This is a genomic window from Glutamicibacter sp. AGC46 (assembly GCF_053543715.1).
Map to the genome: position 1 here is coordinate 102,133 of NZ_JBLVOJ010000025.1, position 26,686 is coordinate 128,818.

Annotated in this window: 29 protein-coding genes and 1 tRNA gene; 14 read left to right on the plus strand and 16 right to left on the minus strand. The window is 56.8% G+C overall.

All coding sequences use genetic code 11. The features are described from left to right. Nucleotides 1–33: 33 nt before the first annotated feature. The 3 genes from ACNPM8_RS15435 to ACNPM8_RS15445 are packed head-to-tail and all read right to left on the minus strand — an operon-like array spanning nt 34 to nt 2,719. Entirely contained in the window at nt 34–972 is a 939-nt protein-coding gene (locus ACNPM8_RS15435) for a COX15/CtaA family protein (RefSeq protein WP_105656845.1), read from the minus strand. 32 nt (nt 973–1,004) lie between these two features. After that, nucleotides 1,005–1,769, minus strand: a complete 765-nt coding sequence (locus ACNPM8_RS15440) for an ABC transporter permease (RefSeq protein WP_105656649.1) — start codon at nt 1,767–1,769, stop codon at nt 1,005–1,007. Then, entirely contained in the window at nt 1,766–2,719 is a 954-nt protein-coding gene (locus ACNPM8_RS15445; protein ID WP_133834196.1) for an ABC transporter ATP-binding protein, read from the minus strand. Before ACNPM8_RS15445 ends, ACNPM8_RS15440 begins: the two co-directional genes overlap by 4 nt. Nucleotides 2,720–2,909: 190 nt before the next feature. On the opposite strand from ACNPM8_RS15445, the gene ACNPM8_RS15450 reads away from it, so the two are divergent. From ACNPM8_RS15450 to ACNPM8_RS15475, 6 genes are all read left to right on the plus strand, one after another. After that, nucleotides 2,910–3,695: a helix-turn-helix transcriptional regulator gene (locus ACNPM8_RS15450; RefSeq protein WP_448940153.1), complete on the plus strand. Its 786-nt coding sequence runs from the start codon at nt 2,910–2,912 to the stop codon at nt 3,693–3,695. Continuing rightward, complete coding sequence (gene sufB, locus ACNPM8_RS15455) at nt 3,692–5,152, plus strand: Fe-S cluster assembly protein SufB (protein WP_133834195.1); 1,461 nt, start codon at nt 3,692–3,694, stop codon at nt 5,150–5,152. The genes ACNPM8_RS15450 and sufB overlap by 4 nt, the downstream gene beginning before the upstream one ends. 2 nt (nt 5,153–5,154) lie before the next feature. Next, nucleotides 5,155–6,435 (plus strand): Fe-S cluster assembly protein SufD, encoded by a 1,281-nt coding sequence (gene sufD, locus ACNPM8_RS15460; protein ID WP_133834194.1) that lies wholly within the window; start codon nt 5,155–5,157, stop codon nt 6,433–6,435. A 61-nt stretch (nt 6,436–6,496) separates the two neighbouring features. After that, complete coding sequence (gene sufC / locus ACNPM8_RS15465) at nt 6,497–7,255, plus strand: Fe-S cluster assembly ATPase SufC (protein WP_105656644.1); 759 nt, start codon at nt 6,497–6,499, stop codon at nt 7,253–7,255. Nucleotides 7,256–7,265: 10 nt separating this feature from the next. Then, nucleotides 7,266–7,610: a metal-sulfur cluster assembly factor gene (locus tag ACNPM8_RS15470; RefSeq protein WP_133834193.1), complete on the plus strand. Its 345-nt coding sequence runs from the start codon at nt 7,266–7,268 to the stop codon at nt 7,608–7,610. A gap of 147 nt (nt 7,611–7,757) precedes the next feature. After that, nucleotides 7,758–8,042 (plus strand): metal-sulfur cluster assembly factor, encoded by a 285-nt coding sequence (locus ACNPM8_RS15475; protein ID WP_105656642.1) that lies wholly within the window; start codon nt 7,758–7,760, stop codon nt 8,040–8,042. Between the two features lie 17 nt (nt 8,043–8,059). Here ACNPM8_RS15475 and ACNPM8_RS15480 read toward each other — a convergent pair whose 3' ends face one another. The 6 genes from ACNPM8_RS15480 to ACNPM8_RS15505 all read right to left on the minus strand — a co-directional run bounded on the left by ACNPM8_RS15480 (nt 8,060) and on the right by ACNPM8_RS15505 (nt 13,447). Next, nucleotides 8,060–9,223 carry a thiolase family protein gene (locus tag ACNPM8_RS15480; RefSeq protein WP_400342458.1) on the minus strand — a complete coding sequence of 388 codons (1,164 nt, stop codon included), beginning with the start codon at nt 9,221–9,223 and terminating at the stop codon, nt 8,060–8,062. Next, nucleotides 9,220–10,659, minus strand: coding sequence for a class I adenylate-forming enzyme family protein (locus ACNPM8_RS15485; protein WP_448940154.1), 1,440 nt, complete (start codon nt 10,657–10,659; stop codon nt 9,220–9,222). The genes ACNPM8_RS15480 and ACNPM8_RS15485 overlap by 4 nt, the downstream gene beginning before the upstream one ends. Nucleotides 10,660–10,663: 4 nt before the next feature. Next, entirely contained in the window at nt 10,664–11,245 is a 582-nt protein-coding gene (locus ACNPM8_RS15490) for a biotin transporter BioY (RefSeq protein ID WP_332728176.1), read from the minus strand. Between the two features lie 45 nt (nt 11,246–11,290). After that, a complete protein-coding gene (locus ACNPM8_RS15495; RefSeq protein WP_400342456.1) occupies nt 11,291–11,896 on the minus strand; it encodes an energy-coupling factor transporter transmembrane component T family protein in 606 nt (201 codons plus the stop codon). Beyond that, nucleotides 11,893–12,582, minus strand: coding sequence for an energy-coupling factor ABC transporter ATP-binding protein (locus ACNPM8_RS15500; RefSeq protein WP_448940155.1), 690 nt, complete (start codon nt 12,580–12,582; stop codon nt 11,893–11,895). The genes ACNPM8_RS15495 and ACNPM8_RS15500 overlap by 4 nt, the downstream gene beginning before the upstream one ends. A 148-nt stretch (nt 12,583–12,730) precedes the next feature. Next, a complete protein-coding gene (locus ACNPM8_RS15505) occupies nt 12,731–13,447 on the minus strand; it encodes a LysE family translocator (RefSeq protein ID WP_448940156.1) in 717 nt (238 codons plus the stop codon). Between the two features lie 154 nt (nt 13,448–13,601). Here ACNPM8_RS15505 and ACNPM8_RS15510 point away from each other — a divergent pair, with 154 nt between their 5' ends. After that, nucleotides 13,602–14,048 (plus strand): Lrp/AsnC family transcriptional regulator, encoded by a 447-nt coding sequence (locus tag ACNPM8_RS15510; RefSeq protein WP_105659214.1) that lies wholly within the window; start codon nt 13,602–13,604, stop codon nt 14,046–14,048. On the opposite strand, the gene ACNPM8_RS15515 is transcribed toward ACNPM8_RS15510, so the two are convergent. Then, the gene (locus tag ACNPM8_RS15515) at nt 14,045–15,262 is read right to left on the minus strand and encodes an MFS transporter (protein ID WP_105659215.1); all 1,218 of its coding nucleotides are present in this window, start codon (nt 15,260–15,262) and stop codon (nt 14,045–14,047) included. The genes ACNPM8_RS15510 and ACNPM8_RS15515 overlap by 4 nt on opposite strands. Before the next feature lie 293 nt (nt 15,263–15,555). Here ACNPM8_RS15515 and ACNPM8_RS15520 point away from each other — a divergent pair, with 293 nt between their 5' ends. Beyond that, on the plus strand, nt 15,556–17,268 hold the full coding sequence (locus tag ACNPM8_RS15520) for an FAD-binding dehydrogenase (protein WP_286134578.1): 1,713 nt from the start codon (nt 15,556–15,558) through the stop codon (nt 17,266–17,268). A gap of 80 nt (nt 17,269–17,348) precedes the next feature. Here ACNPM8_RS15520 and ACNPM8_RS15525 read toward each other — a convergent pair. Together ACNPM8_RS15525 and ACNPM8_RS15530 are read right to left on the minus strand one after the other, a co-directional pair. Next, a tRNA-Arg gene (locus ACNPM8_RS15525) sits at nt 17,349–17,422 on the minus strand. 20 nt (nt 17,423–17,442) lie between these two features. After that, entirely contained in the window at nt 17,443–17,661 is a 219-nt protein-coding gene (locus ACNPM8_RS15530) for a hypothetical protein (protein ID WP_448940157.1), read from the minus strand. Here ACNPM8_RS15530 and ACNPM8_RS15535 point away from each other — a divergent pair. The 3 genes from ACNPM8_RS15535 (at nt 17,660) to ettA (ending at nt 20,761) form a co-directional block, all read left to right on the plus strand. Continuing rightward, nucleotides 17,660–18,424 carry a CPBP family intramembrane glutamic endopeptidase gene (locus tag ACNPM8_RS15535; protein WP_448940158.1) on the plus strand — a complete coding sequence of 255 codons (765 nt, stop codon included), beginning with the start codon at nt 17,660–17,662 and terminating at the stop codon, nt 18,422–18,424. The two genes, ACNPM8_RS15530 and ACNPM8_RS15535, sit on opposite strands and share 2 nt — an antisense overlap. Nucleotides 18,425–18,515: 91 nt before the next feature. Beyond that, complete coding sequence (locus ACNPM8_RS15540; RefSeq protein ID WP_400342453.1) at nt 18,516–18,965, plus strand: single-stranded DNA-binding protein; 450 nt, start codon at nt 18,516–18,518, stop codon at nt 18,963–18,965. A 113-nt stretch (nt 18,966–19,078) separates the two neighbouring features. Further along, nucleotides 19,079–20,761, plus strand: a complete 1,683-nt coding sequence (ettA, locus tag ACNPM8_RS15545; protein WP_448940159.1) for an energy-dependent translational throttle protein EttA — start codon at nt 19,079–19,081, stop codon at nt 20,759–20,761. A 68-nt stretch (nt 20,762–20,829) separates the two neighbouring features. Here the strand turns inward: ettA and ACNPM8_RS15550 are convergent, their stop codons facing one another. After that, nucleotides 20,830–21,336, minus strand: a complete 507-nt coding sequence (locus tag ACNPM8_RS15550) for a flavin reductase family protein (protein WP_166650788.1) — start codon at nt 21,334–21,336, stop codon at nt 20,830–20,832. A gap of 132 nt (nt 21,337–21,468) precedes the next feature. Here ACNPM8_RS15550 and soxR point away from each other — a divergent pair, with 132 nt between their 5' ends. Next, nucleotides 21,469–21,975, plus strand: a complete 507-nt coding sequence (gene soxR, locus ACNPM8_RS15555; protein WP_400342489.1) for a redox-sensitive transcriptional activator SoxR — start codon at nt 21,469–21,471, stop codon at nt 21,973–21,975. Between the two features lie 109 nt (nt 21,976–22,084). Beyond that, complete coding sequence (locus ACNPM8_RS15560; protein ID WP_332486833.1) at nt 22,085–23,821, plus strand: MOSC domain-containing protein; 1,737 nt, start codon at nt 22,085–22,087, stop codon at nt 23,819–23,821. 31 nt (nt 23,822–23,852) lie between these two features. Here the strand turns inward: ACNPM8_RS15560 and ACNPM8_RS15565 are convergent, their stop codons facing one another. Next, nucleotides 23,853–24,746 carry an acyl-CoA thioesterase gene (locus tag ACNPM8_RS15565; protein WP_105659197.1) on the minus strand — a complete coding sequence of 298 codons (894 nt, stop codon included), beginning with the start codon at nt 24,744–24,746 and terminating at the stop codon, nt 23,853–23,855. Nucleotides 24,747–24,919: 173 nt separating this feature from the next. Here ACNPM8_RS15565 and ACNPM8_RS15570 point away from each other — a divergent pair, with 173 nt between their 5' ends. Next, entirely contained in the window at nt 24,920–25,579 is a 660-nt protein-coding gene (locus tag ACNPM8_RS15570; RefSeq protein WP_332486837.1) for a hypothetical protein, read from the plus strand. Nucleotides 25,580–25,635: 56 nt separating this feature from the next. Here ACNPM8_RS15570 and ACNPM8_RS15575 read toward each other — a convergent pair whose 3' ends face one another. Together ACNPM8_RS15575 and ACNPM8_RS15580 are read right to left on the minus strand one after the other, a co-directional pair. After that, nucleotides 25,636–26,154 carry a globin gene (locus ACNPM8_RS15575; RefSeq protein ID WP_448940160.1) on the minus strand — a complete coding sequence of 173 codons (519 nt, stop codon included), beginning with the start codon at nt 26,152–26,154 and terminating at the stop codon, nt 25,636–25,638. Between the two features lie 12 nt (nt 26,155–26,166). Then, nucleotides 26,167–26,643: an OsmC family protein gene (locus ACNPM8_RS15580; RefSeq protein ID WP_332486839.1), complete on the minus strand. Its 477-nt coding sequence runs from the start codon at nt 26,641–26,643 to the stop codon at nt 26,167–26,169. Nucleotides 26,644–26,686: the final 43 nt, after the last annotated feature.

The following is a 26,686-nucleotide window of genomic DNA, read 5'->3' on the forward strand; positions in this document are numbered from 1 at the left end:
GTGCACCAAACCCCCAGTCATTTACTCAGGATTCTAGGAATCGTTGCGCTGGTATTCCGGAAGGATGGCAGCCCGATCCCAGACGTTTGCGGAGGCGGCAAGCAGCAAGCTCGCGCCGAGCATGTGGGAGAGTACCAGGGCGACTGGCAGCCCATTGAAATGCTGGATGTAGCCAATTGCTGCCTGGACCGCAATTGCCGCGACAAGCCACCAGATGGCGATGCGAAGCTGGATGTTTCCGCCCTGCTTGTAGGCCAGAATCAGCACCACGATGGTTGCGGCAACGAGCAAGTACACCGGAGCAGTATGCATGCGGGTTACCAGCAGCGGATCGAACAAGTGGCGCGGGGCATCGGCATCGCCTGCATGCGGTCCGGTGCCGGTCACGATAGTTCCGAATGCCACTGCGAGCAGGGAGAAGATCCATGCGGCGAAGGAGAGCTGGCGGATCGACTTGCTGCTCTGATCGAACTTGCGGTTCTTCAGTTCCTTGGCGGTGCGGTTCACCTGGAATGTTGCCATGATGACCAGTGCGCCGGAAATCAGGAAGTGCACCGAAACGACCCAAGCGTTCAGTCCGGTCCACACGGTGATGGCTCCGATGAGTGCCTGCAACGCGATGCCGGCGAGCAAGCCGATGGACAGCTTGAACAGGGTGCGGTGGGTAGGGCGCATCTTCCAGATGGAGATCAGGAACGCGACAGCGATGACCAGCAGGACAAAGGTCAGCAGGCGGTTGCCGAACTCGATGATTCCATGGATGCCCATTTCCGGGACAGGGGTCATCGAACCGGGAACGCAATTGGGCCAGTGGGAGCAGCCGAGGCCCGAATTCGTCAAGCGTACGGCTCCACCGGTGACGATAATGCCAATCTGCGAGATCAGGGATGCGATCGCGAGACCATGCACGAGGCGAGTGACCTTCGTGGGCAGTTTATCGGCCCAGCTCTGGGTGGCTTGGGCTGAAGACATTGAAATCTCCCTTTTCGGAATTTGGGTGGTGGTCAGCTCCATTTGAACAGCTTGATGGCTGCAAAGGAGCCAACTGCTGACCAAAGGATCAAGAAGATAAGGCCGGCAATGCTGAACTGGCCGTGGATCAGGGCATCGCGCATGGCATCGCCCAGCGCTGCCGATGGCAGCGCATTCAGGGTTGGCTGGGCCCAATCAGGGGCCATGCTCAAGGGGTAGAGGACACCGCCGGCACCGGCCAGCAGGATCCAGGCAAGGTTGGTGATCGCCAACGTCGCTTCAGGGCGGACGGTGCCGGCAATCAGCAGGCCTAGCGCGGTAAACGCGGCTGCGCCCAAGAGCAGGAAGAGTATAGCCGGAGCAATGCCCCAAGGGTTCGGATGCCAGTCCAGGAACAACAAGGAGACAGAGCAGATTAAGACGACCTGGATCAGCAGGACCGACAGCACGGCAATGACCTTGCCGAAAATCAGTCCGGTTTTCCCCAGCGGCGTAGTGGAGAACATGGTCAGCACGCCATAGCGGCGGTCAAATCCGGTGCCAATTCCCTGCCCGGTGAAAGCCGTCGAAATGACGCACAAGGCCAAGACGCCAGGAACGGCGGCATCAATGCTGCGGTCTGCGACATCCTTGACCAGATCGGTCAGGGTGAGCACGAAGAGCGCAATGAGCGGCATGACAACAGCGAGAATGAGCTGTTCGCCATTGCTGAGCATCTGGATGGATTCGTATTTACCCTGGTTCAGGATTCGGCGCAGTGGCGAGACAGCATTGGAGCGTGCCTGTGTTTGGCTCATGCCCTTCCCTCCTTCTGTGCGATTTCAAGGAAAACGTCTTCGAGGCTTCGTGACTGCAAGTTGAGCTCGGTTGGCAAAATGCCCTCCTGGAGCCACCAATGGGTTAGCCAGTTCAAGTGTTCGGGGGAGTTGACCCCGTCGAGCCGGTATTGGCCGGCTCCGGTCTCCTCCAGGTGCAGTCCTGCCGGTGGTTCAGGTAGGCGCAGCCCTGCTGGGGCGGAGAAGGACACCGGGCGGGTGTCCTGGTCTTCGGCAGCGCGGGCCGTCAGCTCGGCCACGGTGCCTTGCGCCACGGTGCAGCCCTTGTCGATGATGTAGACGTAGTCGCTGAGGCGTTGCGCGTCATCCATGAGGTGGGTGGTGAGGATGATGGCCTTTCCTGCATCGCGAAGTTCGGCAATGAGGTCGAAGACTACCTGGCGGGACTGCGGATCCAGCCCAGCACTTGGTTCATCGAGGAAGAGCACTTCCGGATCTCCGGCCAGCGCCAGGGCCAAGGCGACGCGCTGCTTCTGGCCACCAGAGAGACGGCGGATCGTGCGGGTGCCAAATGATTCGAGATCCAACCGTGTGATCAACGCATCAATATCAATGGGCTTCTGATAGAGGGAAGCGACGTGCCTCAAGAGCGGAACCGGTCGCATTGAGGGTGGCAACCCTCCGTCTTGGAGCATGACTCCGACGCGGGAACGCAATTCGGGATTGTCGCCGAAGGGGTTCTGGCCCAGGAGTTCGACGGTTCCGCCTTCGGGCTGAAGCAGCCCCTGGGCACAAGCGAGGGTCGTGGATTTGCCGGCTCCGTTAGCTCCTAAAAGCGTGGTGACCTGACCCGGATAAGCTTTTAGGGACACCGACTCCAGGACTCGCAACATGCGATTGTCCAAGGCGGGGACTGGACCTAAATCTTTAGCCAGCTCGTTGATGACAAGGCTGGGAGTTACAGAAGACACTGAAACATTCTACGACATGTCGAACTGGCTGAGCTGAGTGTTTTGTCACCAACCCTCGAGTTCCGTTGAGGTGGGCGGGACAATGGGAGTGTCAGAGGTTCGATTCAAGTAACGCACTAGTCGGGCAAGCATGTCCTTAGTAAGTCCTTCCTTACTAGACCTAGAGCAAAAATTTACGCATGATTGTGTTGTGTATTCATCAAATTCAGAATCAGCTAGTGGCTCCACTGCCGCGACAGTTGGCGCAGTTGGGGATACCGAGGAGCGTACGCGCGACCGCGTCCTGTACGCAGTACTCGAGGACGGGCCGGTCAGTGCTGCCGAGCTTGGAAGCAAGCTGGGCTTCACGCCTGCTGCGGTCCGCCGTCACCTCGACGCGCTCTCAAAATCGGGACTCGTAGAGGTGAAACTGGTAGCCAACCAGAAAACCGGTGCTGGACGTCCGTCGCGTCGCTACGTGCTTTCGCACCGCGGGCAGACGAAGTTGGGCAACGATTACCTGGAGATTGCTTCCGACGCATTGAAGATGCTCGGCGATGCGGCCGGAGAGGACGCGATTCGCAAGTTTGCGCGTAACCGCTTCGCATCAATGGAAGACCGATACGCCAAGGCGCTGGTCGGCGTTGAAGGGCTGGAAGCACGAGCCGAGGTGCTGGGCAATTTGCTCAGTGCAGATGGATTCGTGGGATACACCCGAAAAGTGGATACCAAAGTGGCAACTGCCCTGATGCATAGCATGCAGCTATGCCAGGGACACTGCCCGATACAAGACTTGGCACGAGAGTTTCCAGTGTTTTGCGACATGGAAACGGAAATGTTCGCCCGCTTGCTAGGCGTCGACGTCCGACGACTGTCGACCTTGGCCGGTGGAGGACACGTGTGCACGACCCACATCCCTGTGGGGCGTGAAAAGGCGCCAATGCGCGCTGAGAAAAGAACTCGAATTCAGTTCACGAAGCAGGAGAGGCCGCGATGACGGATCAGATTGCACAGGAGTCTGCCGACCCGGGTGTAATTTCCGAAATTCTGGAGAAGAACCCCGAACTCCACGGAATCGGCAATTACGAATACGGCTGGTCAGACAAGAACGACGCGGGTGCAAATGCGCGCCGTGGCGTCGACAAGGACGTAGTGGCGAATATTTCCGCCCTGAAGTCCGAGCCAGAATGGATGCTGGAGCGTCGCCAGAAGGCGCTGAAGTACTTCGATCGCAAGCCAATGCCTACCTGGGGTCCAGACCTCTCGGGTATTGATTTCGACAACATCAAGTACTTCGTGCGTTCCACCGAGAAGCAGGCGACCTCCTGGGAAGAACTTCCAGAAGACATCAAGAACACCTACGACAAGTTGGGTATTCCAGAGGCTGAAAAGCAGCGTCTGGTGTCCGGCGTTGCCGCCCAGTACGAGTCCGAGGTTGTCTACCACCAGCTGCGTGAAGACCTTGAAGCCCAGGGCGTCATCTTCCTTGACACCGACACTGGACTGAAGGAACACCCGGAGATCTTCCAGGAGTACTTCGGCTCGGTCATTCCAGCGGGCGACAACAAGTTCGCTTCGCTGAACACTGCCGTGTGGTCCGGCGGCTCGTTCGTGTACGTCCCGAAGGGCGTACACGTGGAGATCCCGCTGCAGGCTTACTTCCGCATCAACACGGAAAACATGGGCCAGTTCGAACGCACCCTGATCATCGCTGATGAGGGCTCCTACGTTCACTACATCGAGGGTTGCACCGCACCGATCTACCAGTCGGATTCGCTGCACTCTGCCGTTGTGGAAATCATCGTGAAGAAGGACGCCCGCGTTCGCTACACCACGATCCAGAACTGGTCGAACAACGTCTACAACCTGGTGACCAAGCGTGCCGTCTGCGAAGAAGGCGCCACCATGGAATGGGTCGATGGCAACATCGGCTCGAAGGTCACCATGAAGTACCCAGCCGTTTACCTCGTTGGCGAACGCGCCAAGGGTGAGACCCTGTCCATCGCCTTCGCCGGCGAGGGCCAGCACCAGGACACCGGATCCAAGATGGTCCACATCGCTCCGAACACCTCTTCGGCCATTGTGGCCAAGTCGGTGGCTCGTAACGGTGGCCGCTCGGCTTACCGCGGCCTGGTCCAGGTCCAGGAAGGCGCCAAGGGCACCAAGAACTCGGTGGTCTGCGACGCGTTGCTGGTCGACCAGATCTCGCGTTCGGATACCTACCCGTACATCGACGTCCGCGAGGACGACGTAACCATGGGCCACGAGGCGACCGTCTCGCGCGTTTCCGAAGAGCAGCTGTTCTACCTGATGTCCCGCGGCATGGCCGAGGACGAGGCCATGGCAATGATCGTGCGCGGCTTCGTTGAGCCAATCGCACGCGAGCTGCCTATGGAGTACGCGCTGGAACTGAACCGCCTTATTGAACTTCAGATGGAAGGATCGGTCGGCTAAGAATGTCGGAGACCACCACCCATATCCCAGCAGAGAAGGCGCGCATCGGCGCACCATCGATTCCTGGTTTCACCGAAGAGGGCGAAGACCTTTCGCCGATCAACGACAACGACAGCTCGCCGCTGGCCGGTGCCTCCACCAAGGCGCACAGCCACGGCGGCGGAGTTGGAGTTCCCGATTCATCGCGTGCCGGTCGACTGACCAGCACCAATGTAGATGACTTCGCCAAACTGACCGGTCGTGAAGAGGACTGGCGCTTCACCCCGCTCAAGCGCCTGAAGGGCCTGCACAGCGATGACCTCACCGGCGCGGCTCCGAAGATAGAGCTCGCCGGCAACGGAATCGCCAAGCTGTCGGTTGTTCCGGCTGGCGACGCGCTGAACGGTGTTGCGCATACCCCGGATGACCGCGTGTCGGCCAACGCTTGGAAGTTCGCTTCCGAGACCCACGTTGTGACGATCCCGAAGAACGCCGAAGGTGCCAACGCAACCCTGCGCATCACCGGCGAGTCGCTGGCAGCGGCGGCTCAGCACCTCATCGTTGTTGCCGAGGAAAATTCCGAGGCTACTGTTGTGCTGGACCACGTCGGTTCGGCAGTGCTGGCACAGAACGTCGAGTTCGACGTCCAGGCCAACGCCCGCTTGACCGTGATCTCCCTGCAGGCTTGGGAAGATGACGCCGTTCACGCTTCCTCGCAGCAGGCGCTGGTAGCTGCTGGCGCTTCGTTCAAGCACATTGTTGTTTCCTTCGGTGGCGACCTGGTTCGCGTGAACCCGTCGGCTCGCTTCACCGGCGAACGCGCTGAGATCGAGCTCTACGGCTTGTACTTCGCAGATGCCGGCCAGCACCTGGAGCACCGCTTGTTCGTTGACCACGCTGTGGCCAACTGCAAGTCGAACGTGCTGTACAAGGGTGCGCTGCAGGGCAAGGACGCACACACCGTGTGGGTTGGCGATGTGCTGATCCAGAAGGCTGCTGTTGGTACCGACTCCTACGAAGCCAACCGCAACCTGGTTCTGACCGATGGCGCCCGCGCTGATTCGGTTCCGAACCTTGAAATCGAAACCGGTCTGATCGATGGTGCTGGCCACGCATCGACCACCGGCCGCTTCGACGATGAGCACCTCTTCTACCTGATGGCTCGCGGCATCGATGAAAAGACCGCACGCCGCTTGGTAGTTCGCGGATTCCTGAACGAAATCGTTCAGCAGATCGGCGATGAGGCTCTGCAGGAGCGACTGACCGACACCATCGAAGAAGAATTGGCTGCTACCGAGAACTAGGTAGTGCTCGCTTCACCAGCTTTTTAGCCTTAGCGCTTTTTAGAAAGAAACGGAACGACGTATGTCTACTCTGGAAATCAAGGACCTGCACGTCTCGATTGACACCGAGCAGGGCGAGAAGGAAATTCTCAAGGGTGTAACCCTGACCATCAAGACCGGCGAAACCCACGCAATCATGGGCCCTAACGGCTCGGGCAAGTCGACCTTGGCTTCGACCATCGCTGGCCACCCGCGCTACAACGTCACCTCCGGCTCCATCACCCTCGATGGTGAAGATGTCCTGGAGATGAGCGTCGACGAGCGCGCCAAGGCTGGCCTGTTCCTGGCTATGCAGTACCCGGTAGAGGTACCAGGCGTAACCATGACCAACTTCCTGCGTACCGCCAAGACCGCCATCGACGGCGAAGCTCCAAAGCTTCGTACTTGGACCAAGGACGTCAAGGAAGCTATGAGCAAGCTGAAGATCGATGCCGACTTCGCTGGCCGTAACGTCAACGAAGGCTTCTCCGGTGGCGAGAAGAAGCGCGTCGAGATCCTGCAGCTGGAACTGTTCAAGCCCAAGTTCGCAGTGCTGGACGAGACCGACTCCGGCCTGGACGTCGACGCTCTGAAGGTTGTCTCCGAGGGCGTTAACCGCGCACAGGACGAGAACGAAATGGGCACCCTGCTCATCACCCACTACACCCGCATCCTGCGCTACATCAAGCCAGAATTCGTGCACGTGTTCGTGGATGGCCGAGTTGCAGAACAGGGCGGCCCGGAACTGGCTGACCGTCTGGAAGAAGAAGGCTACGACCGTTACCTGAACGTCAAGGCCTAAGGTTACAATCATGAGCGAATCGACCGAACAGAGCACGGGAGCCGCTACGACTCCTCTGGAAGACGTTGAGGAAGCGCTCAAGGACGTCATTGACCCTGAACTGGGTGTCAATATTGTCGACCTGGGTTTGCTGTACGGCCTGAAGTACGCGGATGACGGCGTACTCTTGCTGGACCTCACACTGACAACCGCCGCTTGCCCGCTCACCGATATTATCGAAGAGCAGGTCGGCCAGGCGCTGGAGAGCGTTGTGGACGACCACCGTTTGAACTGGGTCTGGATGCCGCCTTGGGGTCCAGAACGAATCACCGATGACGGTCGCGATCAGATGCGAGCCCTGGGCTTCAACATCTAATTTAGGCTGTTTCAAGCAGAACCGCTTGCTCCCTACGGGGGTGAGCGGTTCTGTTCGTTAACGCCCGAGGGGCCTGCATTCCTTCTGGTATCTCGTGGAAGAGCCGAAAGGGAAAGGGGTACCCGGGGCAGAATCGGGGAGCAGCGCATGTCCGAAGCCGCAAATGGTGCACATGAGAGCGCAACGTGGCCGATCGCAGAAATCGACGAAGCACCCAAGGACGTGAATGACCTCGAGCTGGGAGTCAACATTGTTGGCCTGGGCCTGCTTTACGGACGGTGTTTCGACGGCGATTCAGTCCTGGAAATCGACTTGACGTTGACGACGCCTGCCTGCCCGCTGACCGATCTACTCGAAGCGCAGATTGATGAAGTGCTGAAGAACCTTGTCGACGGCCGGAATCAGATGCAGGCCTTGGGGTTCAACATCTAGGCCAATGCCCCAAGGGCTCAATGCGGTACTGACTCGAAAGCAACCGCGCTTCCGGTGCCACCCGCGGCGGCCATGAGCGCGATCGCCCTTTGCCCAGGTATCCGTGCCTGGTTGGCCTGCCAGAACAGCCGAGTCGCAAGAATCGCGCCGCTAGCACCGTAGGGGTGTCCCAACGCCAAGGCCCCGCCACCCTGGTTCACCGTCACCTCGGTGATCCCTAGCTCATCGAGGCATGCCAGGGCCTGGACCGCAAAGGCTTCGTTGAACTCGATCAGTGGAGTGCTGGAAGCAGCAGCGGATGGCAGCAGGCCGATGAGCTTGCGGTACGCCGGTACCGCCGCCATGCCGAGAATGCCGGGATCGCAAGCACCTGAAGCAGAAGCAAGGTAGCGCATTGCGAAGGTTGGGTTCAGTCTCTGGCGCATTTGTTCGCTCACCAAGATTACCGCGGCTGCACCATCGTTAATCGGGCAGGAGTTTCCCGCAGTCACGGTGCCACCGGGTAGGAATGCCGGCTTGAGCGCAGCGAGCTTGCGAAGTGTCAGTCCGGGCCTGGGGCAGGTGTCGGCCGCTACTTGCCCGTTGCTTGTATCCACGGTGACAAGCTCGCGATCAAAGAGTCCAGCCGCTTGAGCGCGCAGCGCACGTTGGTGGCTCTGCAATGCGAAAGAATCTTGCCGCTCTTGTGCAATGCCGTAGGACTGGGCAATATTCTCCGCAGCTTCGCCCATTTCGGGGTCCGGGTCTCGCTCTGGAGTGAATCGGGCACGCGAGTAGAGGCGCGGAGGCTGGATTACGGAGGTTTGCTTTTCAACCCGCCATGGCGCGGTACTCACCGACTCCACGCCACCGGCCACCACGACATGCGCTTCACCGCAACGTATCATCCGCGCAGCGGCGGCAATTGCGTCCAGTCCACTGGCGCATTGGGCATCGATGCTGGTCGCGCTGACGGTCTTGGGCAGCACCGACGCCAAAGCAGACACTCGCGCTATATTTCCGCCCGGTCCCGCCGCATTGCCGGCAAATACGTGGTCTACATCCGCAGGGGAGATGCCGCTTCGATCTATTAGCGCGTTGATCACCCGAGCCAGCAGTTGGTCTGCGGTAATGCGGGAATACTCCTTGCCTGCTCTAACGATGGGCGTGCGTGCTGCATTGATAATGAAGGCGTCATTCATCTGAGCCAGTCGCTCCGTTCAATGTTCAGATCCTGGAAGTCCAAAGCCGAGGCATTCAATTTTCCGCTGAAGGTCTCGGGCCACGATCGCAAGTAGATGATTTGGTGCGGGATCTTGTACTGGGGCAAATGCTTCTGCAGGCCGGTGAGAAGAGCGGACGGATTGCGGGGTGGCGAAACCGTGTAGGCCAGCAACCTGGCTGGTGCGCTCGATGCATCGATCCGCACTACGGCATTGGCCAGCCCCTCGGCATTAAGCGCTGCGCCCACTTCGCCCGGGTGGATATTGTTTCCGTTGAGATTCATCATCCCGTCGTTGCGACGGGACAGGACGATGCGATTTGAACCCAGGAGCTTCGCCTGATCACCAATGCCGATTGCTGTGCCGCACCGAGCGATGACAGAGTCCGAGCTAAGGTCGTACCCCTTGGCGTTGAACGGGCTATCGATATAGAGCGAGCCAAAGCCTGAACCCGGCGTTGCCTCATGGGTGTGAGCCTGCACCCCGGGAAACAGCTGACCGTCGAAATAGGGAGTTCGCGGATGGTTGGCCAGTCGCTCGCGATACGCGATGAGGCTGTGCTCGCTGCTCCCGAAATATTCAACGCAGCGCGCCGAGGGAGCCATCTGGTGAAGAGTTTGCATGGTCTCCTGGTCCAGGGATTCCCCTCCGCTGATGACCAATCGCAGGCTGGAGAACCGTGCCGGGTCATCCAGGGCCAGCACCTTGCCTAGAATTGTCGGTACGCTGACGATACGGGTGCAGCTGACGCGCGCCAGCAATGATGCAACGCCCTTTTGATCCCATTTTCCGGAAGCCACGAAGGTGCCGCCAGTATGCAGGGACTCGACCATCGCGTAGAGGCCCAGACCGTGGGAAATGGGACTCGGGCAAAGAGTGGAATCATCTGGCGAAGCGCCCAAGATCGTGGCACCGGCACTCAGGGATGCTTCCCACGATGCAGCACTCCGGAGCACAGCCTTGGGACGCGATGAGCTTCCAGAAGTACAAATGATCAGCAGGTCTTCAGCGCAATGAGTCTTGGTCGCGGGCGCAATGTATTCACCGGGCTCGGGTGGCTCGGGCGGCAAGGCGAATCTTGGGACGCCGGGCAAAGGCCGCGGAACCGTCGATTCAAGCACGAAATCGCATTGAAGAGCGGTTGCCATGGAAGTGGCCAGATTTCCGGGCCAAGCAGGGTCAATCACCACCAATGTCTTGCCACTGCGCGCGATCGCATAAAAAGCGATGGCCATCTCAATCGGATCGCTGGTGTGCACAGCGATCCGATTGCCTGGAACGGATTCTAGCCGCTTGGCCAGAGCACCGCTTCTGCTGGCCAACTGCGCATAAGTCAGCCGGCTTTCAACCGTGAGCAGGGCAAGATGATCCGGTCGTTGATTGGCCCACCTTGCCAGTGCCTGCCACAGTTCCATCGAGCTACTTCATCAACCCGCGGTAGCTACGGTGCACGGTCAGGGCCACCAGGGTGGCGACTACGGCTTTGAGGACGTCCCCGGGCAGGAATCCGAGAGACCCCAGCAAGGATGTGCCCAGATCAAGCCCGGTAACAGCAGCGGTCCACGGAACGCCAAACAGATAGATGACGACGATTCCGCCAACGAGAGCCGAGGCCAGTCCGGACATGAATCGGGCGACCTTGTTTTCGTTGCGCAGAACCCAGTATTTGAAGAGGGCTCCAATAACGAGTGAGCCGAAAATCCATCCAATGAGATATCCGCCGGTCGGCCCGAACAGGACTCCAAGCCCACCACGCCCACCAGCCAACAAGGGCAGCCCTGCCAAAGACAGGACTACGACAACCAGTGAGGCCAACGAACCTCGCCAAGGTCCCAATAAGGCGCCGGCCAGCATGACACCCAGGGTTTGCAGGGTAATGGGTACCGGGATGATCCCCAATGTAATAGGGGGAAGGAGCCCCATGGCCGCGATCATGGCGGCAAAGACTGCGACGTATACCGTATTGCGAGTTTGCGAAGTTGAGTCGGTGCGAGTTGGCATTGTGTTTCCTTGGAAGTGCGAGCGAGATGGAAGTAGCTGATGCGCTTAGCGTCGGTAAGGTGCTGAATCGTAGCCGCGGGCGTCTAACGCTTCGGCTGTCTCGTCAGCGATTTTTAGTGATCTGATAACTAATGGGACACTCACGGCCAACGGATTGTTGCCCAGACCCCGAGCATGCTGGGCTTCGCGGACTTCGAGGTATACCTTTTTCAACTCCGGAATGAACCGTATTGTCATGGACAATCCCAATGCGATTTGCGCTGGATTAGCTCCAAGGAATCGTAATGGAGAGGCAACCTGTTGGAAGAGCTCGAGCATCGCGTCAAAGCTTGTGGTGAGGCTGACGGCGTAGGCCATCAGGCACATGGTCAGCAGCCGCAGGACCGAGACCACGGCGTTGGCCCAATCGGTTTGCAGGCCGAGAAGAATGAAGACGATGCCGAGAATCATGGCCAATGAGAACAGTGGCATGCGCAGCTGCTTGAGGTAGACCCTAGCCGAAAGCAGCAGTATCGCACTGAGAATGAACAGGGGCAGCAAGACCTGCCACGAGCTAATCAAGTAAAGCCCGATGCTCAGAACCAGCAATGTCCCGAATTTCCATCCCGGCTTAACACGCGCTAGATACGAAGTATTCTTGGACGCGATCATGCGTGGCTCCATTGGCGGTAATGGGCGATTGCTTCTTCCGGTCGGCCATCGAATTCGATAGCTCCGTCGGTGACCACGAGAACGCGGTCGAAATCTTCAAGTATTTCTAAATCGTGCGTCACCACAATTGCACGTTGTGCCAGCTTGGCAATTTCGCGTTGGAAAGCAAGTCGATTGCGCAGATCCAGCATCGTAGTGGGTTCATCGAAAACAATGGTTCGTGGCCGCATGGCAAGGACGGAAGCGAGTGCGACCATTTGCTGCTCGCCGCCGGAAAGAGTGTGGCTTTCGCGATCTGCCAGATGCGAGATGTTGAGCTCTGCCAGTATCTCATGCACGCGCAATTGGCGCTCTGCTTTGGGAATTTGCAAATTCTTCAGTCCGAACGCAATGTCTTCATAGACCAGCGGCATGATGATTTGATTTGCAGGATTCTGGAAGACAAAACCCACATCGCGGCGGATCTGCTTTGCATGGTTCCGAGTGTTCAGGTCGCCAACGTGCACGGATCCTTCAGTAGGCAAAACGAGGCCATTGATGAGCCGGGAGAGCGTACTCTTCCCAGCACCGTTTGCCCCGATAATGCCGATGCGCTGTTCGTTGAGAGTCAAGCGCACATCTTTGAGGACATCGCGCTCTTCAAAGCGGACAGTGACATTCTCAAATCGAATTGGGGGTAGTTCCACGAGTGCTCCAGCGCAAGGTTCGTAGCTTGAACGGCGGGCTCCATGATCGGACAGCCATTCATGCTTGCGTTACAGATGACCGAAGAGCCATCGATTAAGAGCATACTTGATCACCGTTCAATTGTCTTGATCAGTGTTCAATAAATTCTTATGCAACGAAGAATTGTTCGTAGACCAAGCCCAGGGCCAAGAGGATCATTATGGTTCCGGAGCACATGGTTACGATGCGTGCCGCCATGGGCCGGGAGCGAAGCAGCACCCTGGCAGCCAATGCAACGGAGAAGTACACGAGGATCGATACCGCGAAATGAGTAAGCCCAAGAGCGCCGGTTTGCAGGGAGAGCGGAAGATCCAGGGATGAATCCAGGTACTGCGGGATGAGGGCCACATACAGCAGTAGTGCCTTGGGGTTAGTGCCGCTGGTGAGCAGGCCCTTGAGGAATTGGCCGCGTAGCGATCGATGCCGGACCTTGTCCAACAGCGCGACGGTGCTATCGGTAGGTTCGGGATTGCTCCGAGGGTAATCGCCATCGAGTGCTTCAATTTCGGAGGTAGATGGAGCATTGGCATCAAAGAACCTGGCGTTCCTGCCGGAACGCAGGGTCGCAATGCCTAGCCACAGCAGATAGACCGATCCGGCTGCCGTGAGCCAGAGGAGAAGTGACGGGGAACTCGCGACCAGGGCCGCAATTCCGCACACCAGCAATGCAGTATGAACCAGGTATCCCGAGAGCAATCCCCATACGGCTGGGCGATAGCTGGTTTTGCCCAGTGCAGAGGAAATGATGTACGCCCAGTCGGCGCCGGGCGTGCACGCCAACGTCACCGATACCAAGAGGAACCCGGTGAACTGCGAGAGATCCATTGCTTCTCCAAATCTAGAAACCTGTGCTCTGATAACAGTAAGGAAAAAATCGTGAAATGTGCTTGCCGATTCTTTGGGGATACCCGGCCCTTCGGCAAGAAAAAATTGCTCTGGCGTTAAATGGCGCAAATTATTTGTGCTGTAGTCTGATTTCATGGATGAACTAGACCGTGCGATCTTGGCCGAGTTGCAGAATGACGGACGGATGAGCGCTACCGCGGTAGCTGCAAAAGTTGGGCTATCGGTGGCTCCCTGCCATCGCCGGATCAAAGATCTTGAGCGCAGGGGAGTCATCAGCGGCTACCAAGCGGTGATTGACCCGGAGAAGGTTGGACTGGGATTCGAGGCCCTGGTTTTCGTCACGTTGAAAGACAGAGCGCAGCTTAAGCATTTTGAATTAGCAGTAGAGAGGGAAGAGCTAATAGTTGATGCGCAGCGCCTTTTCGGCGAGCCAGACTTCCTATTGCGAGTCTTTGCCAAGGATCTGCCGCATTACCAGCGTGTATACGACGAGGTCCTAGTTGATCTACCGGGCGTGGAAAAATTGACGAGCACCATAGTCATGCGAAACATCAAGGAGCGTGCGGTTCTGCCCGTCTAGGACGTCTTGTCGGACGGCTTCCGGTTGCGGGTTACCGCCGGCGTCAAGGACAACGAAATAATCAGAACTACCGCGCAAATCCATAAGGCCTGAGGCAACTTCAAGGTATCGACGACGAAACCAATAAATGGCGGACCGCCAAGCATTGCTCCATATCCAAACGCACTGACGATGCTCACCGCTTTTGGACCCAGGCGTTCTCCTCGGGAAGCAGCGATGCTCATGCCCAAGGGGAAGCCGAGCGAGCTACCGAGGCCCCACAATGCTGCACCGAGGCCTACTAGGGAGGGACTTGTGCCGGTGATGAACAAGCCGACGCCGAGAAGGCCGATAATTCCCATGATCAGGAGTGTATTTTTCGTGCCGAAGCGGTCCACAAGGCGACCGCCGACAAAGCGTCCCAGCGTCATTGCTGCGACGAACAAGGTGAACATGAGCGCGCCAATTTGATGCTTGAAACCGTGCCCGTCAACCGAAGTAACGGCAATCCAATCATTGGCCGCACCCTCGCTGAAACTTAAACCGGCGACCATTATGCCAAGCAGCAGCAAGAGTCCCATTTTGTGCGTTGATTGAATTCGGTTCTGGGGGACATCCTTGTTGATTGGAACCAAATTTTCGTTTTCCCAGCAGGTAATACCTCGATGGGCAACGTAAGCGAGAAGAAGAATGATGACCGCGACAAACGAGAAGTGCCAAAGGCTCGAGATATTCAAGGAAATGGTTGCTGTTGCCACCCCGGCGCCAATTAGGGTTCCCAGGCTGAAGAACCCATGAAGGGAAGGCATGATGCTGCGGCCGACACGACGTTCAACCTGTGCGCCGCTGACGTTCATCATGATGTCCAAACAGCCAAAAGTAAGCCCATAAAAGAACAGGGCTACGTAGGCAAGAGTGGCTTCCTCGGTTATCGAAATGGCTATGCCCAGTACGACCAAGCATGCTGCTAATCCGATGGGCAAACAGCACAACAGGCGGCGTGTTGGAACGAATTTGCTCACCGACGGAATAAGGGAGATTCCGAGCAAAGTTCCGATGGTGCTGCAAATCAAGAACGATCCGAGGTTCAAGCCAGAGAAATCGAAAACAGCGTCGATAATGGAGAGGCGGCCTGCCCAAGTCGCAAAAGATAATCCTGCAAGAAGGAATATTAGATTGATGCTGGTGCGTTCCGTGATTCTCTGTCGCGCGAGGTGGGCGACCAGTTGGGTCATCGGGCACTGTCCCTTTCGATTTCTACAATTCCTAGAGTTTATCTCAAATTAGGGGGATAAGTTACTGTTCAGTCGGGATTCTGAGTGATTATGCGCCGCTGCACGGCTCACGATCATGACATTCACAGATTCGACGGCCGGACCAGGAAAAGAAACGGTGGTGAAGAACGAAAGTTCTCGCTAGTCAGCAGATTTCTTTGCGGAAAATACGGGTATGGTGGCATTGCCCACCGGGAAGTACGCTCGAGATGAAAACTCGTAAATTTCTTGCGTGCAGAGGTGGGATCGTGAAGTTGAGTTCCGAACAATGCGGAGTGATCATCGTGGGTGCTGGATTGGCCGGGCTGGTTGCAGCGTCCGAGGCACTTGATGCAGGACTGAGAGTCCGAATCCTGGATCAGGAAAACAGGGGTAATCTCGGCGGCCAGGCTTACTGGTCTTTTGGGGGACTGTTTCTCGTTGATACTCCTGAACAGCGCCGCTTGGGAGTTCGTGATTCTTTTGACCTTGCCTGGTCGGATTGGCAGCATAGTGCACAATTTGACCGGTTGGACGATGAGGACCTGTGGGCGCAACGTTGGGCCAAAGCCTACGTGGAGTTCGCAGCTACTGAAAAACGGTCCTGGATCAAGCAAAAAGGCATAGATCTGACTCCAGTTGTGGGCTGGGCAGAGCGCGGCGATGGTCGCGCCGAAGGGCATGGGAATTCTGTACCCAGATTTCACATCGCCTGGGGAACTGGCACCGGGGTATCGATGCCATTTGTGAATAGGGTGCTCGACGGACTGCAAACGGGACATGCCGAGTTGCTCAACCGCCACAGGGTTACTGGATTGGTGACCACTGACGGTTCAGTTACCGGCGTTCGCGGTGAGGTCTTGTCGCCTGATGACGCTCCACGCGGGCAACAGTCGTCAAGAAACGTGGTTTCGGAGTTCGAGTTTTCGGCTGAAGCAGTGGTGATTGCAACCGGGGGAATAGGCGGAAATCAGGACCTGGTTCGGAAACTCTGGCCCGACAGGCTCGGCATCGCGCCGGGGCGCATGATTACCGGCGTTCCGAATTATGTTGACGGCAGCGGCATTGAACTCTCGCAGGAGGTGGGGGCGCGTCTTGTTAACCGCGATCGAATGTGGCATTACACAGAGGGAATCCAGAATTGGAACCCAATTTGGCCCGCTCATGGAATTAGAATTTTGCCCGGTCCAAGCCCGATGTGGTTCGATGCCGAAGGGAACCGCCTTCGTCCTCCTTGCCTTCCGGGGCACGACACTTTGGGCACGTTGAAATACCTGCGCACCGATCCCACTGCGCGAAAGTACGACTATTCATGGTTCGTGCTGAATCAGCGAATTATCGAGAAGGAGTTTGCGCTGTCAGGGTCGGAGCAAAATCCAGATCTGACTAATCGGGATAAAGCCGGAGTTATCAAGGACCGGTTCTTTGGCAAGGGTGCTCCGGGGCCGGTCACGGATTTCTTGAACAAAGGTGCGGATTTCGTTTCAGCGACTACCGTCGAGGAGCTCGTGACGAAGATGAATGCAATCGCGCCGGAAGCACATATTGATCCGATGCGGCTTCACCAGCAATTAATGGTTCGTGATTCGCAAACTGAAAATCCATTTAGCAAAGATCGCCAAATTCAATCTATCCGCAATGCCCGAAAGTACATCGGAGACCGTTTGACCCGAGCAGTTGCTCCGCACAGGATACTCGATCCTGCGGCGGGGCCATTGATAGCTGTGAAGCTGCACATTCTGACGCGAAAGTCATTAGGCGGACTGCAGACAGACCTATCTGGGCGAGTCCTCAAATACGACGGAACAGTTCTTGACGGGCTTTATGCGGCCGGTGAAGCTTCTGGATTCGGGGGCGGCGGGATGCATGGGTACAACGCGCTGGAAGGAACTTTCTTGGGCGGGTGCTTATTTAGTGGCCGGCAAATAGGACGAGGGCTGGCTGACAGGCTCGGCCGGAAAGGGCCTCAAGCTAGAAATGAGGCCTAACACTGGTCAAATTCCTAGATCTGGATAGATGCGAAAACCGCCGTTCACTTGTATTACCAAGTGAACGGCGGTTTATTTCGTACCCCCGGCCGGATTCGAACCGGCGACCTAGAGATTAGAAGGCTCTTGCTCTATCCAGCTGAGCTACGGAGGCATAACCGAAAATAGTTTAGCTCATTGATCACCAAAAATACGACTTGAGGCCGATAGGCTGGAGAAGCGAATGTAGATCATCATCTGATTAGGAGTAGGTAAGTTGCCGAAATTGAGAATCGGTAGCGTGTTGAGCATCGTGTGCTTCTGTGTGCTAAGCGTGGTTTTAGCTTGGGCCGTAGCGTTGCCGCTTTGGATGGGAGAAGGCATAAATGATGCCAAGCTTCCAGGAATCGCCATGGCAATGATGTTTACCCCGACCATCGCTGCTCTAGTGATTGCCATTGTCGAACGCCGGCTAACGAGCTTCACCTCCGAGGTTGGGCTCTGGCCAATCAAGCGTCCGGGGAAGTTTGCCATCGCACTGGTGCTGTCCTATGTGATTCCGCTCGGGCTCATACTTCAAGCGCCCTTCATCGGAACATGGCTAGGGGTCTTCCCTGGTGATCTGCAGAATTTCACCGTACTGCGCGTTGTCTCCGGCCAGGAAGGCCCGACAATCTACCTTCTCGGACAGGCGGGGTTGATAGTTGTCGCTGGCCTCATGAATTCCTTGTTTGCTTTAGGAGAGGAGATTGGTTGGCGGGGATGGCTTTGGATTCGCCTGCAGCCTTATGGGCAACTTGTATCAATTCTTGTATCCGGCGTCGTCTGGGGGATCTGGCATGCACCATTGGTGCTTCTGGGCTACAACTATCCGATGGCTGCGGGCGCGTGGGGAGTCATGGCTATGTGCGGCATGTGTACCGTATTTGGCGCCTTCCTTGGCTGGTTGCGTACCTACAGTGATTCCGTATGGCCAGCGGCTTTGGCGCATGGAGCCTTCAACGCCAGCGTGGGATTGGTTTCACTGTTTATGGTGATGGGAGTTCCTTTGGACGCAACAAAAGCATCAATCATGGGTTGGTCCGGCTGGATCTTGCCAGGAATCGTCATAGCCGCCATGCTATTGAAAGGCGCATTCAAACCTCAATGGGCTAAAGATTTATCCACAGGCCGTTGACTTTGCGTCCGACCGGATCTTGCGGTGCGCCATCATCGGATTCAATGGCAGAAAAGGCTTCTGCCATTTGTATCCAATAGGAGGCAGTCCAATGAGCGATCTTGTGACAATCCGCGGAATTGTCGGAACGGAACCTCAACTCAGCATTACGCCCAAGGGCGTTTCTATCTTGAAATTCCGAGTAGCGACGCATGAGCGAAAACGCGATCTTGAAACAGGGCAGTGGGTCGACGGGCCGACCAATTGGTATGCGGTTTCGGCGTTCCGTACCCTGGGAGAGAATTCCATGGAATCCCTGGGGCAAGGCGACCATGTAATGATTTTCGGAAAGTTGCAGATCCGAGAATTCGAACGAGCAGATGGCTCGCGAGGGAATAGCGCAGATATCGAGGCTTATTCAATTGGTCACGATCTGCGTTTTGGAACGAGTTCCTTCAACCGTGTACGGACAGATACCGGCGAAATGGAGCGTGTGCAGCACCCGTCACGTTCGTCCGACACTGAAGCGAGCTGGCAAAGCGAGGATGGGGAAGCGGCCTGAAGACGCGTGTTCTGGTGGTGTTTGAGGGTTTCGTGTGAATCCGGGCACCACCAACCCAAAATAGTGGTGTGTGGATTCGGAAATGACCCCCGCAACAGACTAGCCTTAAGAACATGGCGGAATTCATTTACACGATGACCAAGGCTCGCAAGGCCGTTGGCGACAAAGTCATCCTTGACAATGTCAGCATGTCGTTCTTCCCCGGTGCCAAAATTGGCGTCGTGGGACCCAACGGTGCTGGTAAGTCAACGATCCTAAAGATCATGGCGGGGATCGATACTCCCTCCAACGGTGAAGCGCGTCTTTCACCGGGCTACTCGGTAGGCATCCTGCTGCAGGAACCCCCACTGAATGAAGAAAAGACCGTCCTGGGCAACGTCCAGGAAGGTGTTGGCGAGATCTATGAAAAGATCACTCGCTTCAACGAAATCTCGGAAGAGATGGCACAGGACGGTGCCGACTTCGACACGCTCCTGGAAGAAATGGGCAAGCTGCAGGAAGCGATTGACGCTGCCGACGCTTGGGACATTGACAATCAGCTCGAACAGGCAATGGACGCGCTGCGCTGCCCACCAGGCGACGAGAAAGTTACCCACCTCTCCGGTGGTGAACGTCGACGTGTAGCACTGTGCAAGCTTCTCCTGCAGAAGCCGGACTTGCTGCTGCTCGATGAGCCTACTAACCACTTGGACGCAGAGTCCGTACTGTGGCTGGAACAGCACCTGGCATCTTACCCGGGCGCCGTGCTGGCCGTAACCCACGACCGCTACTTCCTGGACCATGTCGCCGAATGGATCTGTGAAGTTGACCGCGGTCGCCTGCACCCATACGAGGGCAACTACTCCACTTACCTGGAGAAGAAGCGCGAGCGCATGGAAGTTCAGGGCAAGAAAGACCAGAAGCTTGCTAAGCGTCTGGCAGAAGAACTCGAGTGGGTTCGTTCGAACGCCAAGGGCCGTCAGACTAAGTCGAAGGCTCGTCTGGCGCGCTACGAGGAAATGGCTGCGGAAGCCGAGCGCACCCGCAAGCTGGACTTCGAAGAAATCCAGATTCCGCCAGGCCCGCGCCTGGGCCAGCTGGTAATCGAAGCCGAAAACTTGAAGAAGGGATTCGGCGATCGTGTATTGATCGATGGTCTGTCCTTCTCGCTACCGCGCAACGGCATCGTGGGTGTCATTGGTCCCAACGGCGTCGGCAAGTCGACCCTGTTCAAGACCATCGTTGGCATGGAAGAGCTTGACGGTGGCACCCTGAAGGTCGGCGACTCGGTCAAGATTTCCTATGTCGACCAGAATCGCGAAAATATCGACCCAGAGAAGTCGTTGTGGGAGGTCGTTTCTGACGGCCTCGATTACATCAACGTCGGTCAAGTTGAGATGCCATCGCGTGCCTACGTTTCGGCGTTCGGGTTCAAGGGCCCAGACCAGCAGAAGAAGGCAGGTGTTCTCTCCGGTGGTGAGCGCAACCGTCTGAACCTGGCACTGACCCTCAAGCAGGGTGGCAACCTGTTGCTGCTCGATGAGCCTACTAACGACTTGGACGTTGAAACCCTGTCGTCGTTGGAAAACGCGCTGCTTGAGTTCCCGGGTTGCGCTGTAGTGGTCTCCCACGACCGTTGGTTCCTGGACCGAGTCGCGACCCACATCTTGTCGTACGAGGGCACTGAGGAGAACCCATCGAACTGGTACTGGTTCGAAGGCAACTTCGACTCTTACGAGAGCAACAAGGTTGAACGATTGGGTGCCGACGCGGCTAAGCCGCACCGTGTTACCCACCGTCGCCTGACCCGCGACTAATCCACGGGCATGAAAATAGCCGCCACATTTGTGGCGGCTATTTTTATGCCGCAGGAGGCATCGTTCAATTAGCTCGTCGTCGAATCGGCACGCAATCCGGACAATTTCAGATACTCGCGATCCTGGTAAAGCAGGTGTTGCTGTTGCGCATGCCCGAAGAGTACCGCATGGACTTCAGCAGCAATCAGGCGGGAGCCTCCAACGCTGATGGAGGAGTGGATACTGGCGCGGAAAGCAACGGGAGCCTCGATGAAATGTGGCTCGCCGGTGGGCAAGACCCGGAAATGTTGATCGCTGGTAAATCGTGGGGCACCCGGGCGCGCGAAATTATTTGCCAGCTCGTGCTGGTCTTCGCCGAGCATATGGATCACGAAACTCGGTGCTGCTAGCACAGCGCCGGCAGCGCCGGATTCTTTGGCCAGCGAGAACGAAACGGCAACGGGATCAATGGAAAGTGAAGCGAGGGAAGAGATAGTTAAACCGTAGAATGCCCCGTCGACCGCTGCAGTAATCACTGCTACTCCAGCAGGATGGTGACGGAAGGCTGTACGGAATCCATCTGATAATTCGCTCACTGAGCCGCTCCTTTGCCTGGAGTTGGAATAAAACTCCAGTAACTGATGCAAAAGCCCGAGCTTTTGCCAACAACTTTGAATACTTCCACCCTAAGACCTCAAGTAAACTTGAGGTCAAGGAAAGGGGTGGTGATGCTTCACACAGCGGAATCTGGGGATTGCGAAAAAGATTTTCCCGGGCGTGAGCTGCTAAGCATCGGGCAGGTTAGCGAACGCACTGGTGTGGCCAGATCTGCACTGCATTATTACGAAGATATTGGGCTGATCGTTTCCATGCGGACAGCGGGGAATCAGCGACGCTATCCTCGCCACTTGCTGCGTCGTATCTCGTTGATCAGTGTCGGCCGTAAGTTGGGCATCCCACTCAGCGACATCAAGCGTGCTTTGGCACCAGTGCCGATGGGAAAAATCCCCGAGGAAAGAGACTGGCTTCGCGCGACAGAGGAATGGAAGAAAGTACTCGAAGCGAGGCGGCGTGCCATCGAGGAATTAGAAGATCGGCTTATGGGATGCATTGGATGCGGCTGCCTGTCGATGCAGGCCTGCAGCCTCCTGAATCCGGAAGACCAATTGGCGCGTGAAGGTGTGGGCGCGCGGCGATTGGAAGCACCCGCAGATGCCGGGGAGCAGTCCATGTAGCCGGAGGGGCAGAACATTACCTGTTTTGAAATTCCGATATCCTCTGGCGCCTTCGATTGGCGCCGCCTGGAACTCCCGTACTGAACTCGGCACTTACTAGAATGTAATCATGAAAATTGCTCAAATATATCGCTTTCCTGTTAAAGGGCTACCAGGCGAAGCAGTCAGTTCGGTCGCAGCCAAAAAGGGAAGCGGGCTAGAGGGCGATCGCTGTGTCGCCTTCGGAAACGGCACAATTGAGCACCAAGACGGGCAGTGGCAGAGCTGCCTAAGCTTCACTATTCTCAAGAACAACAAGAGCCTGCAAAAGTGGCAAGTTGAATCCAGTTTTCCACTTATCACCATGACCGCGCCAGCATCTACAGGTGCGGCACCATTGACCTTTGATGCCAGTAGCCAGCATGGCAGGGATGCCGCCAGCGCCTATCTGTCGAATCACTTGCCGGCGCAGGGGCCAAAACCGCGAAGATTGGTGTCTGCACCGCAAGGAATGTTCGATTCGCGACTGTCGGGCATTTCGATTATTAACCCCAATACGGTTGCGGAGCTGTCGCGAGTATCCGGGGTGCACTTGGATCCCCGGCGGTATCGAGGCAACCTTGTGGTGGAAGGCCTGCCCGCATACTCGGAATATGGGCTTATTGGCAAAGTGCTGCGCATAGGCGAAACCCGTATTGCCATTACCAAATCAATCGCCCGTTGCTCAGCAACCTCGGTAAATCCGGATACTACCGAAGTCGATACCAACGGACCCCGTTTGCTGGCAACGCACTTTGGCCACGTTCACTGTGGCATTTATGGAACCGTTCTGGAATCCGGGGTCTTGGAGACTGGCGCCTCAATTGAAATAGAAAACGAAGCAACAGAAGCCGAAGAACTGGTTCCAGTGAAGATCTCTCCACGGTTCATGACCATACTTCGAAACGAGGACTTGGGCTCAGGAGTAGTCGAACTGCTGCTTCACGATCCTTACGGATGGATTAAGTCTGAGTATGAACCGGGCATGCATCTAAGGGTTCACTTGCCAGATCCGCTGTGGAGAAATTACACCATCACCTCGGTGAGCGACCGGGGCATTAGTATCGCCGTTCGCATCCAAGGTGAAGCTTCAGCGAAAATAGCACAGCTGCAGGAGGACGAGCAACTTCTTGTCTCAGGGCCGTACGGTGTGCTGACCTCGGCTAATGTACTAGGCTCCAGCACTGCCATCGTCAGCGCTGGAATTGGCATCACTCCTGCTTTGGGGCTGCTCGGGGATGCTGCAGCGGTGAATGGCAGCCAAGATCTGAGGTTCATCCATGTCGAACGTGGCGGAGCCAGTGCCTTGTACTGCCGGCTGGAACAGATGGCTGCCGGGCTGAAGGCGCCAATCAGCTTGGATCGCATCGACACCTCCGAGGGGCGGCCAGCGGCTGCTGCGATCGCAGCACGACTACGCGGTTGCAGCAGGGTGGTGGTGTGCGGGCCTGAAGAGTTCACCAAGATGGTATTCGAGGCGTGCGAGCAAGCGGGAATTTCTGCTTCGCAGATTTACAGCGAAACCTTCGCATCACCGGCGACCGATCTGGAACGCCTTTTTGAGAACTATCCGCCCGCAGAAGTCTCTTGTCGTGGGAGCGAAAAGAATTTCACCTGGAGTGCGGAGAATGGAGTGTTGCTTGATGCGCTGGAAGAGCAAGGGCTTGAACCGGCTAGTCTTTGCCGCTCGGGTTCTTGCGGCGAATGCGCCGTTAGCCTGCTCAGGGGCAGGATTTCCTACCCGTTGGAGCCGAGCGCCCGCGTAGCACCGGGCCAGATCCTCGCCTGTATGGCCGTACCAGCAGGCGATATTGAACTGGACGCATGAACCACGCGGGCGGTGCGCTATCGATTGAGGGCTAGTGCCCCTCTGCGAACTCAGGCAGGCGGATCATGCCTTCCTGGGCGACGGTCGCGACGAGCTCGCCTGCCTTGTTGTAGAACTTTCCCGCACCAAGTCCGCGGGCCGACGAGGCCGATGGCGAATGAAGTACGTAGAGCAGCCATTCATCGACTCGGAAATCCCGGTGCCACCACATTGCGTGATCGAGGCTGGCGATGCTCAAGCCGCGATGTACCCATGGCACTCCATGGGCTCGCAGGGCAGGCTCAAGTAGCATGTAGTCGCTCGCGTAAGCCAAGGCAGCTCGGTGCAGGGCGGGCTCATTGGGCATTGCCGAGGTGGTGCGCAACCAAACCGCACTATCGGCAAGCTTGGCCGAATTTCCTGGAAGGTAGATCGGTTCCGAAACATGCCGGACGTCGAAAGGCCGTTCGAAAGCCCATTCCTTTGCCACTGGATGGTCCAGGTGCCCCACGAGATCTGCGGTAGTCGGAAGCGACTCGGGATCCGGGATTCCGGCAGGCATTGGATCATGGTGTTCGAGGCCGTTTGCCGGTTCCTGGAATGAGGTGATCATTGACAGGATCGGTTCGCCATTTTGGTAGGCGTGCACTCGACGTGCGGAAAATGAGCGGCCATCGCGCAGGCGCTGTACGCCGAAAGTGATGTTCTGGTTCGGGTCTCCCGGACGCAGGAAGTAACCGTGCAGGGAATGGATCGCACGGGTCGCTTCAACTGTACGCGTGGCGGCCATGATCGATTGGGCCAGAACCTGCCCGCCAAAGACGCGAGGTCGAGTCTGCCCAGGGGTATGGCCGATGAAGATATCCTCATCCGTGCGCGCCTGGTCTTCTCCATCCAGATTCAACAGATCCAGCAGGATCTGGGTGGTGCCTAGGTCTTCGGTCACTGTGCGGGCTCCTTGGAATGCGATAGCGGAACAAAACCAAATTTAATGCTACTCGAAAGTAATATTTTCAGTTGAGATTCGGGCTCATAGGAAAACTATACGTTTCACGGAGCAGCATCACGCCATGAGCAAAGTCGCCACGCGTAGTTGCCGCTCCGTGAGACGATAAATATATGGCTAGTGATGCGGTGATTTTCGACGACAGTAATTCAGTAAGCGACTTAGCGAACTTTATTAGCCGGGCGAAAACAATTGAAGATGATGCGGCCCAATTCGTCGCTCGAAATACGGCCTTGGCTGTCTATGTACCTGTTTTGGTCCCTTCCGACCTCGGTCAAGGCGGCTATACCATCCTCGGAATGCGAGTTCATCGCTTGGCGCAGCCTGCAGATCTCAAGGCCAGCTATTCCTTGGCATCGATCCAGGATCGCCTTGCTCGCATGGGGGAGTCAACCGTCGACTTCGCGCTCCCACCGGTTGAAGAGAACCCTAAATGGGCTGGGATCTCCGTGCCGGTCTCAGGCTGGGAAGATGCAGGAGCCGTAGCGAACGACATGCTAACTTCCTCAGCTCAAAACGGCATCGACGCCGTCGCCCAAGCATTGCCGGAAAACCCGGGATTGCCTGTGCTTGTGCAGATACGGCAGCGAATTTGGGCTGCGGATGTGCAAGGAGAAGATTTGAAGATTCCTATGGGCTCCGCATTTGCCATGCATGCCTTGGGTTTCCTGGCGCCTGGCGGGCAAAGCCGAGTATTCCGCAATGGCAGTTGGACTCGACTGAGTAACGAGCGAGGGCATGTCCTTGTCCGCAAAGCCTCTTTGCTCGGCTAAGCAGTAATAAGGATATGGACTAGAACTCGCCCGTGGCGGTTCTAGTCCATAAATTCTTAGAGCAGATTCCGGTGTTCATCCGGAGTGTTCAGCAACGAGTGAGCCGCACGCTCAAAGTAGTCCCGAAGGGTTTCGGCCTGCAGCATTGGCAGCTCTAGCTGGTCGATAGCCTTGTTCATATGGCCCAGCCAGACATCACGGTAGTGGCCGTTCACCGGGTAATTTGCATGACGCATGCGGAGCCGAGGGTGGCCACGATGCTCGGAGAACGTTGTCGGACCACCCCAGTATTGTTCCAGGAACAGCTGGAGGCGAACTTGGGCAGCCCGAAGCTCCTTCTCTGGATACATCCGACGGAAATCCTCGTCTTCGGCAACGGAACTGTAGAAATTCTTGGTCAGCTGAGCGAAAATCTCGCGACCGCCAACCTCTGCGTAGAAGGTACCGGGATAGTCGGCAACGTCGATCGGCGTTTCGGCGGCATCCAAGAATTCTTGGCTGGATCGGCCTAGAACCAGGGGATTGCTGAAGGGATCCTTTTTCGGGTCATGTGCAAGTGGCAGGTTTTCAGTCATTCGTAAAAATCCTCAGGAGGAGCTAGGGGATACCGGCTCGTGGAGAACCGGGAAGTTGACGGACCGGGCGATGAAGCAAACCTTGTTCGCCTGGGAGTGGAGCGAATCGGCAAGTTCTCGTTGGGATTCATCGGCAAGGTAAACGACGGGCCGCAAGATGGCTTGGGTGAATTCACCGCTGTTATCCCGATTGAGACGCAGTGTTCCAGAAGCATCGTCCGTATAACCCGTGATATTCACGCCGTGGGTAACTGCTACATGCAGATACGAGAGCATGTGGCATTGGCTCAGGGCAGCAAGCAGGAGTTGTTCTGGATTCCAGCGATCGCGATCCCCATGGAATGTTGGATCCGCGGTGCCCGGCAAATCTGGCAAGCCCGATGCGCGCAATACATGGTCCCGGCCGTAGCTGCGGTAGCTTTCCGTTCCGGTTCCACGATTGCCTGTCCATTCGAGCCCTACCCGATATTCATGTTGCGAGAGGTCCATAGGTCTATTCTCCCACTTTTAACCGAAAGGTGGGGGCGGCTTC

Coding starts and splice junctions, on each gene's coding strand:
- ACNPM8_RS15435 (WP_105656845.1), bottom strand. CDS start 972: ATGTCTTCAGCCCAAGCCACCCAGAGCTGGGCCGATAAACTGCCCACG.
- ACNPM8_RS15440 (WP_105656649.1), bottom strand. CDS start 1,769: ATGAGCCAAACACAGGCACGCTCCAATGCTGTCTCGCCACTGCGCCGA.
- sufB (WP_133834195.1), top strand. CDS start 3,692: ATGACGGATCAGATTGCACAGGAGTCTGCCGACCCGGGTGTAATTTCC.
- sufD (WP_133834194.1), top strand. CDS start 5,155: ATGTCGGAGACCACCACCCATATCCCAGCAGAGAAGGCGCGCATCGGC.
- sufC (WP_105656644.1), top strand. CDS start 6,497: ATGTCTACTCTGGAAATCAAGGACCTGCACGTCTCGATTGACACCGAG.
- ACNPM8_RS15470 (WP_133834193.1), top strand. CDS start 7,266: ATGAGCGAATCGACCGAACAGAGCACGGGAGCCGCTACGACTCCTCTG.
- ACNPM8_RS15475 (WP_105656642.1), top strand. CDS start 7,758: ATGTCCGAAGCCGCAAATGGTGCACATGAGAGCGCAACGTGGCCGATC.
- ACNPM8_RS15480 (WP_400342458.1), bottom strand. CDS start 9,223: ATGAATGACGCCTTCATTATCAATGCAGCACGCACGCCCATCGTTAGA.
- ACNPM8_RS15485 (WP_448940154.1), bottom strand. CDS start 10,659: ATGGAACTGTGGCAGGCACTGGCAAGGTGGGCCAATCAACGACCGGAT.
- ACNPM8_RS15490 (WP_332728176.1), bottom strand. CDS start 11,245: ATGCCAACTCGCACCGACTCAACTTCGCAAACTCGCAATACGGTATAC.
- ACNPM8_RS15495 (WP_400342456.1), bottom strand. CDS start 11,896: ATGATCGCGTCCAAGAATACTTCGTATCTAGCGCGTGTTAAGCCGGGA.
- ACNPM8_RS15505 (WP_448940156.1), bottom strand. CDS start 13,447: ATGGATCTCTCGCAGTTCACCGGGTTCCTCTTGGTATCGGTGACGTTG.
- ACNPM8_RS15510 (WP_105659214.1), top strand. CDS start 13,602: ATGGATGAACTAGACCGTGCGATCTTGGCCGAGTTGCAGAATGACGGA.
- ACNPM8_RS15515 (WP_105659215.1), bottom strand. CDS start 15,262: ATGACCCAACTGGTCGCCCACCTCGCGCGACAGAGAATCACGGAACGC.
- ACNPM8_RS15535 (WP_448940158.1), top strand. CDS start 17,660: ATGGCAATGATGTTTACCCCGACCATCGCTGCTCTAGTGATTGCCATT.
- ACNPM8_RS15530 (WP_448940157.1), bottom strand. CDS start 17,661: ATGGCGATTCCTGGAAGCTTGGCATCATTTATGCCTTCTCCCATCCAA.
- ACNPM8_RS15540 (WP_400342453.1), top strand. CDS start 18,516: ATGAGCGATCTTGTGACAATCCGCGGAATTGTCGGAACGGAACCTCAA.
- ettA (WP_448940159.1), top strand. CDS start 19,079: ATGGCGGAATTCATTTACACGATGACCAAGGCTCGCAAGGCCGTTGGC.
- soxR (WP_400342489.1), top strand. CDS start 21,469: ATGCTTCACACAGCGGAATCTGGGGATTGCGAAAAAGATTTTCCCGGG.
- ACNPM8_RS15560 (WP_332486833.1), top strand. CDS start 22,085: ATGAAAATTGCTCAAATATATCGCTTTCCTGTTAAAGGGCTACCAGGC.
- ACNPM8_RS15570 (WP_332486837.1), top strand. CDS start 24,920: ATGGCTAGTGATGCGGTGATTTTCGACGACAGTAATTCAGTAAGCGAC.
- ACNPM8_RS15575 (WP_448940160.1), bottom strand. CDS start 26,154: ATGACTGAAAACCTGCCACTTGCACATGACCCGAAAAAGGATCCCTTC.
- ACNPM8_RS15580 (WP_332486839.1), bottom strand. CDS start 26,643: ATGGACCTCTCGCAACATGAATATCGGGTAGGGCTCGAATGGACAGGC.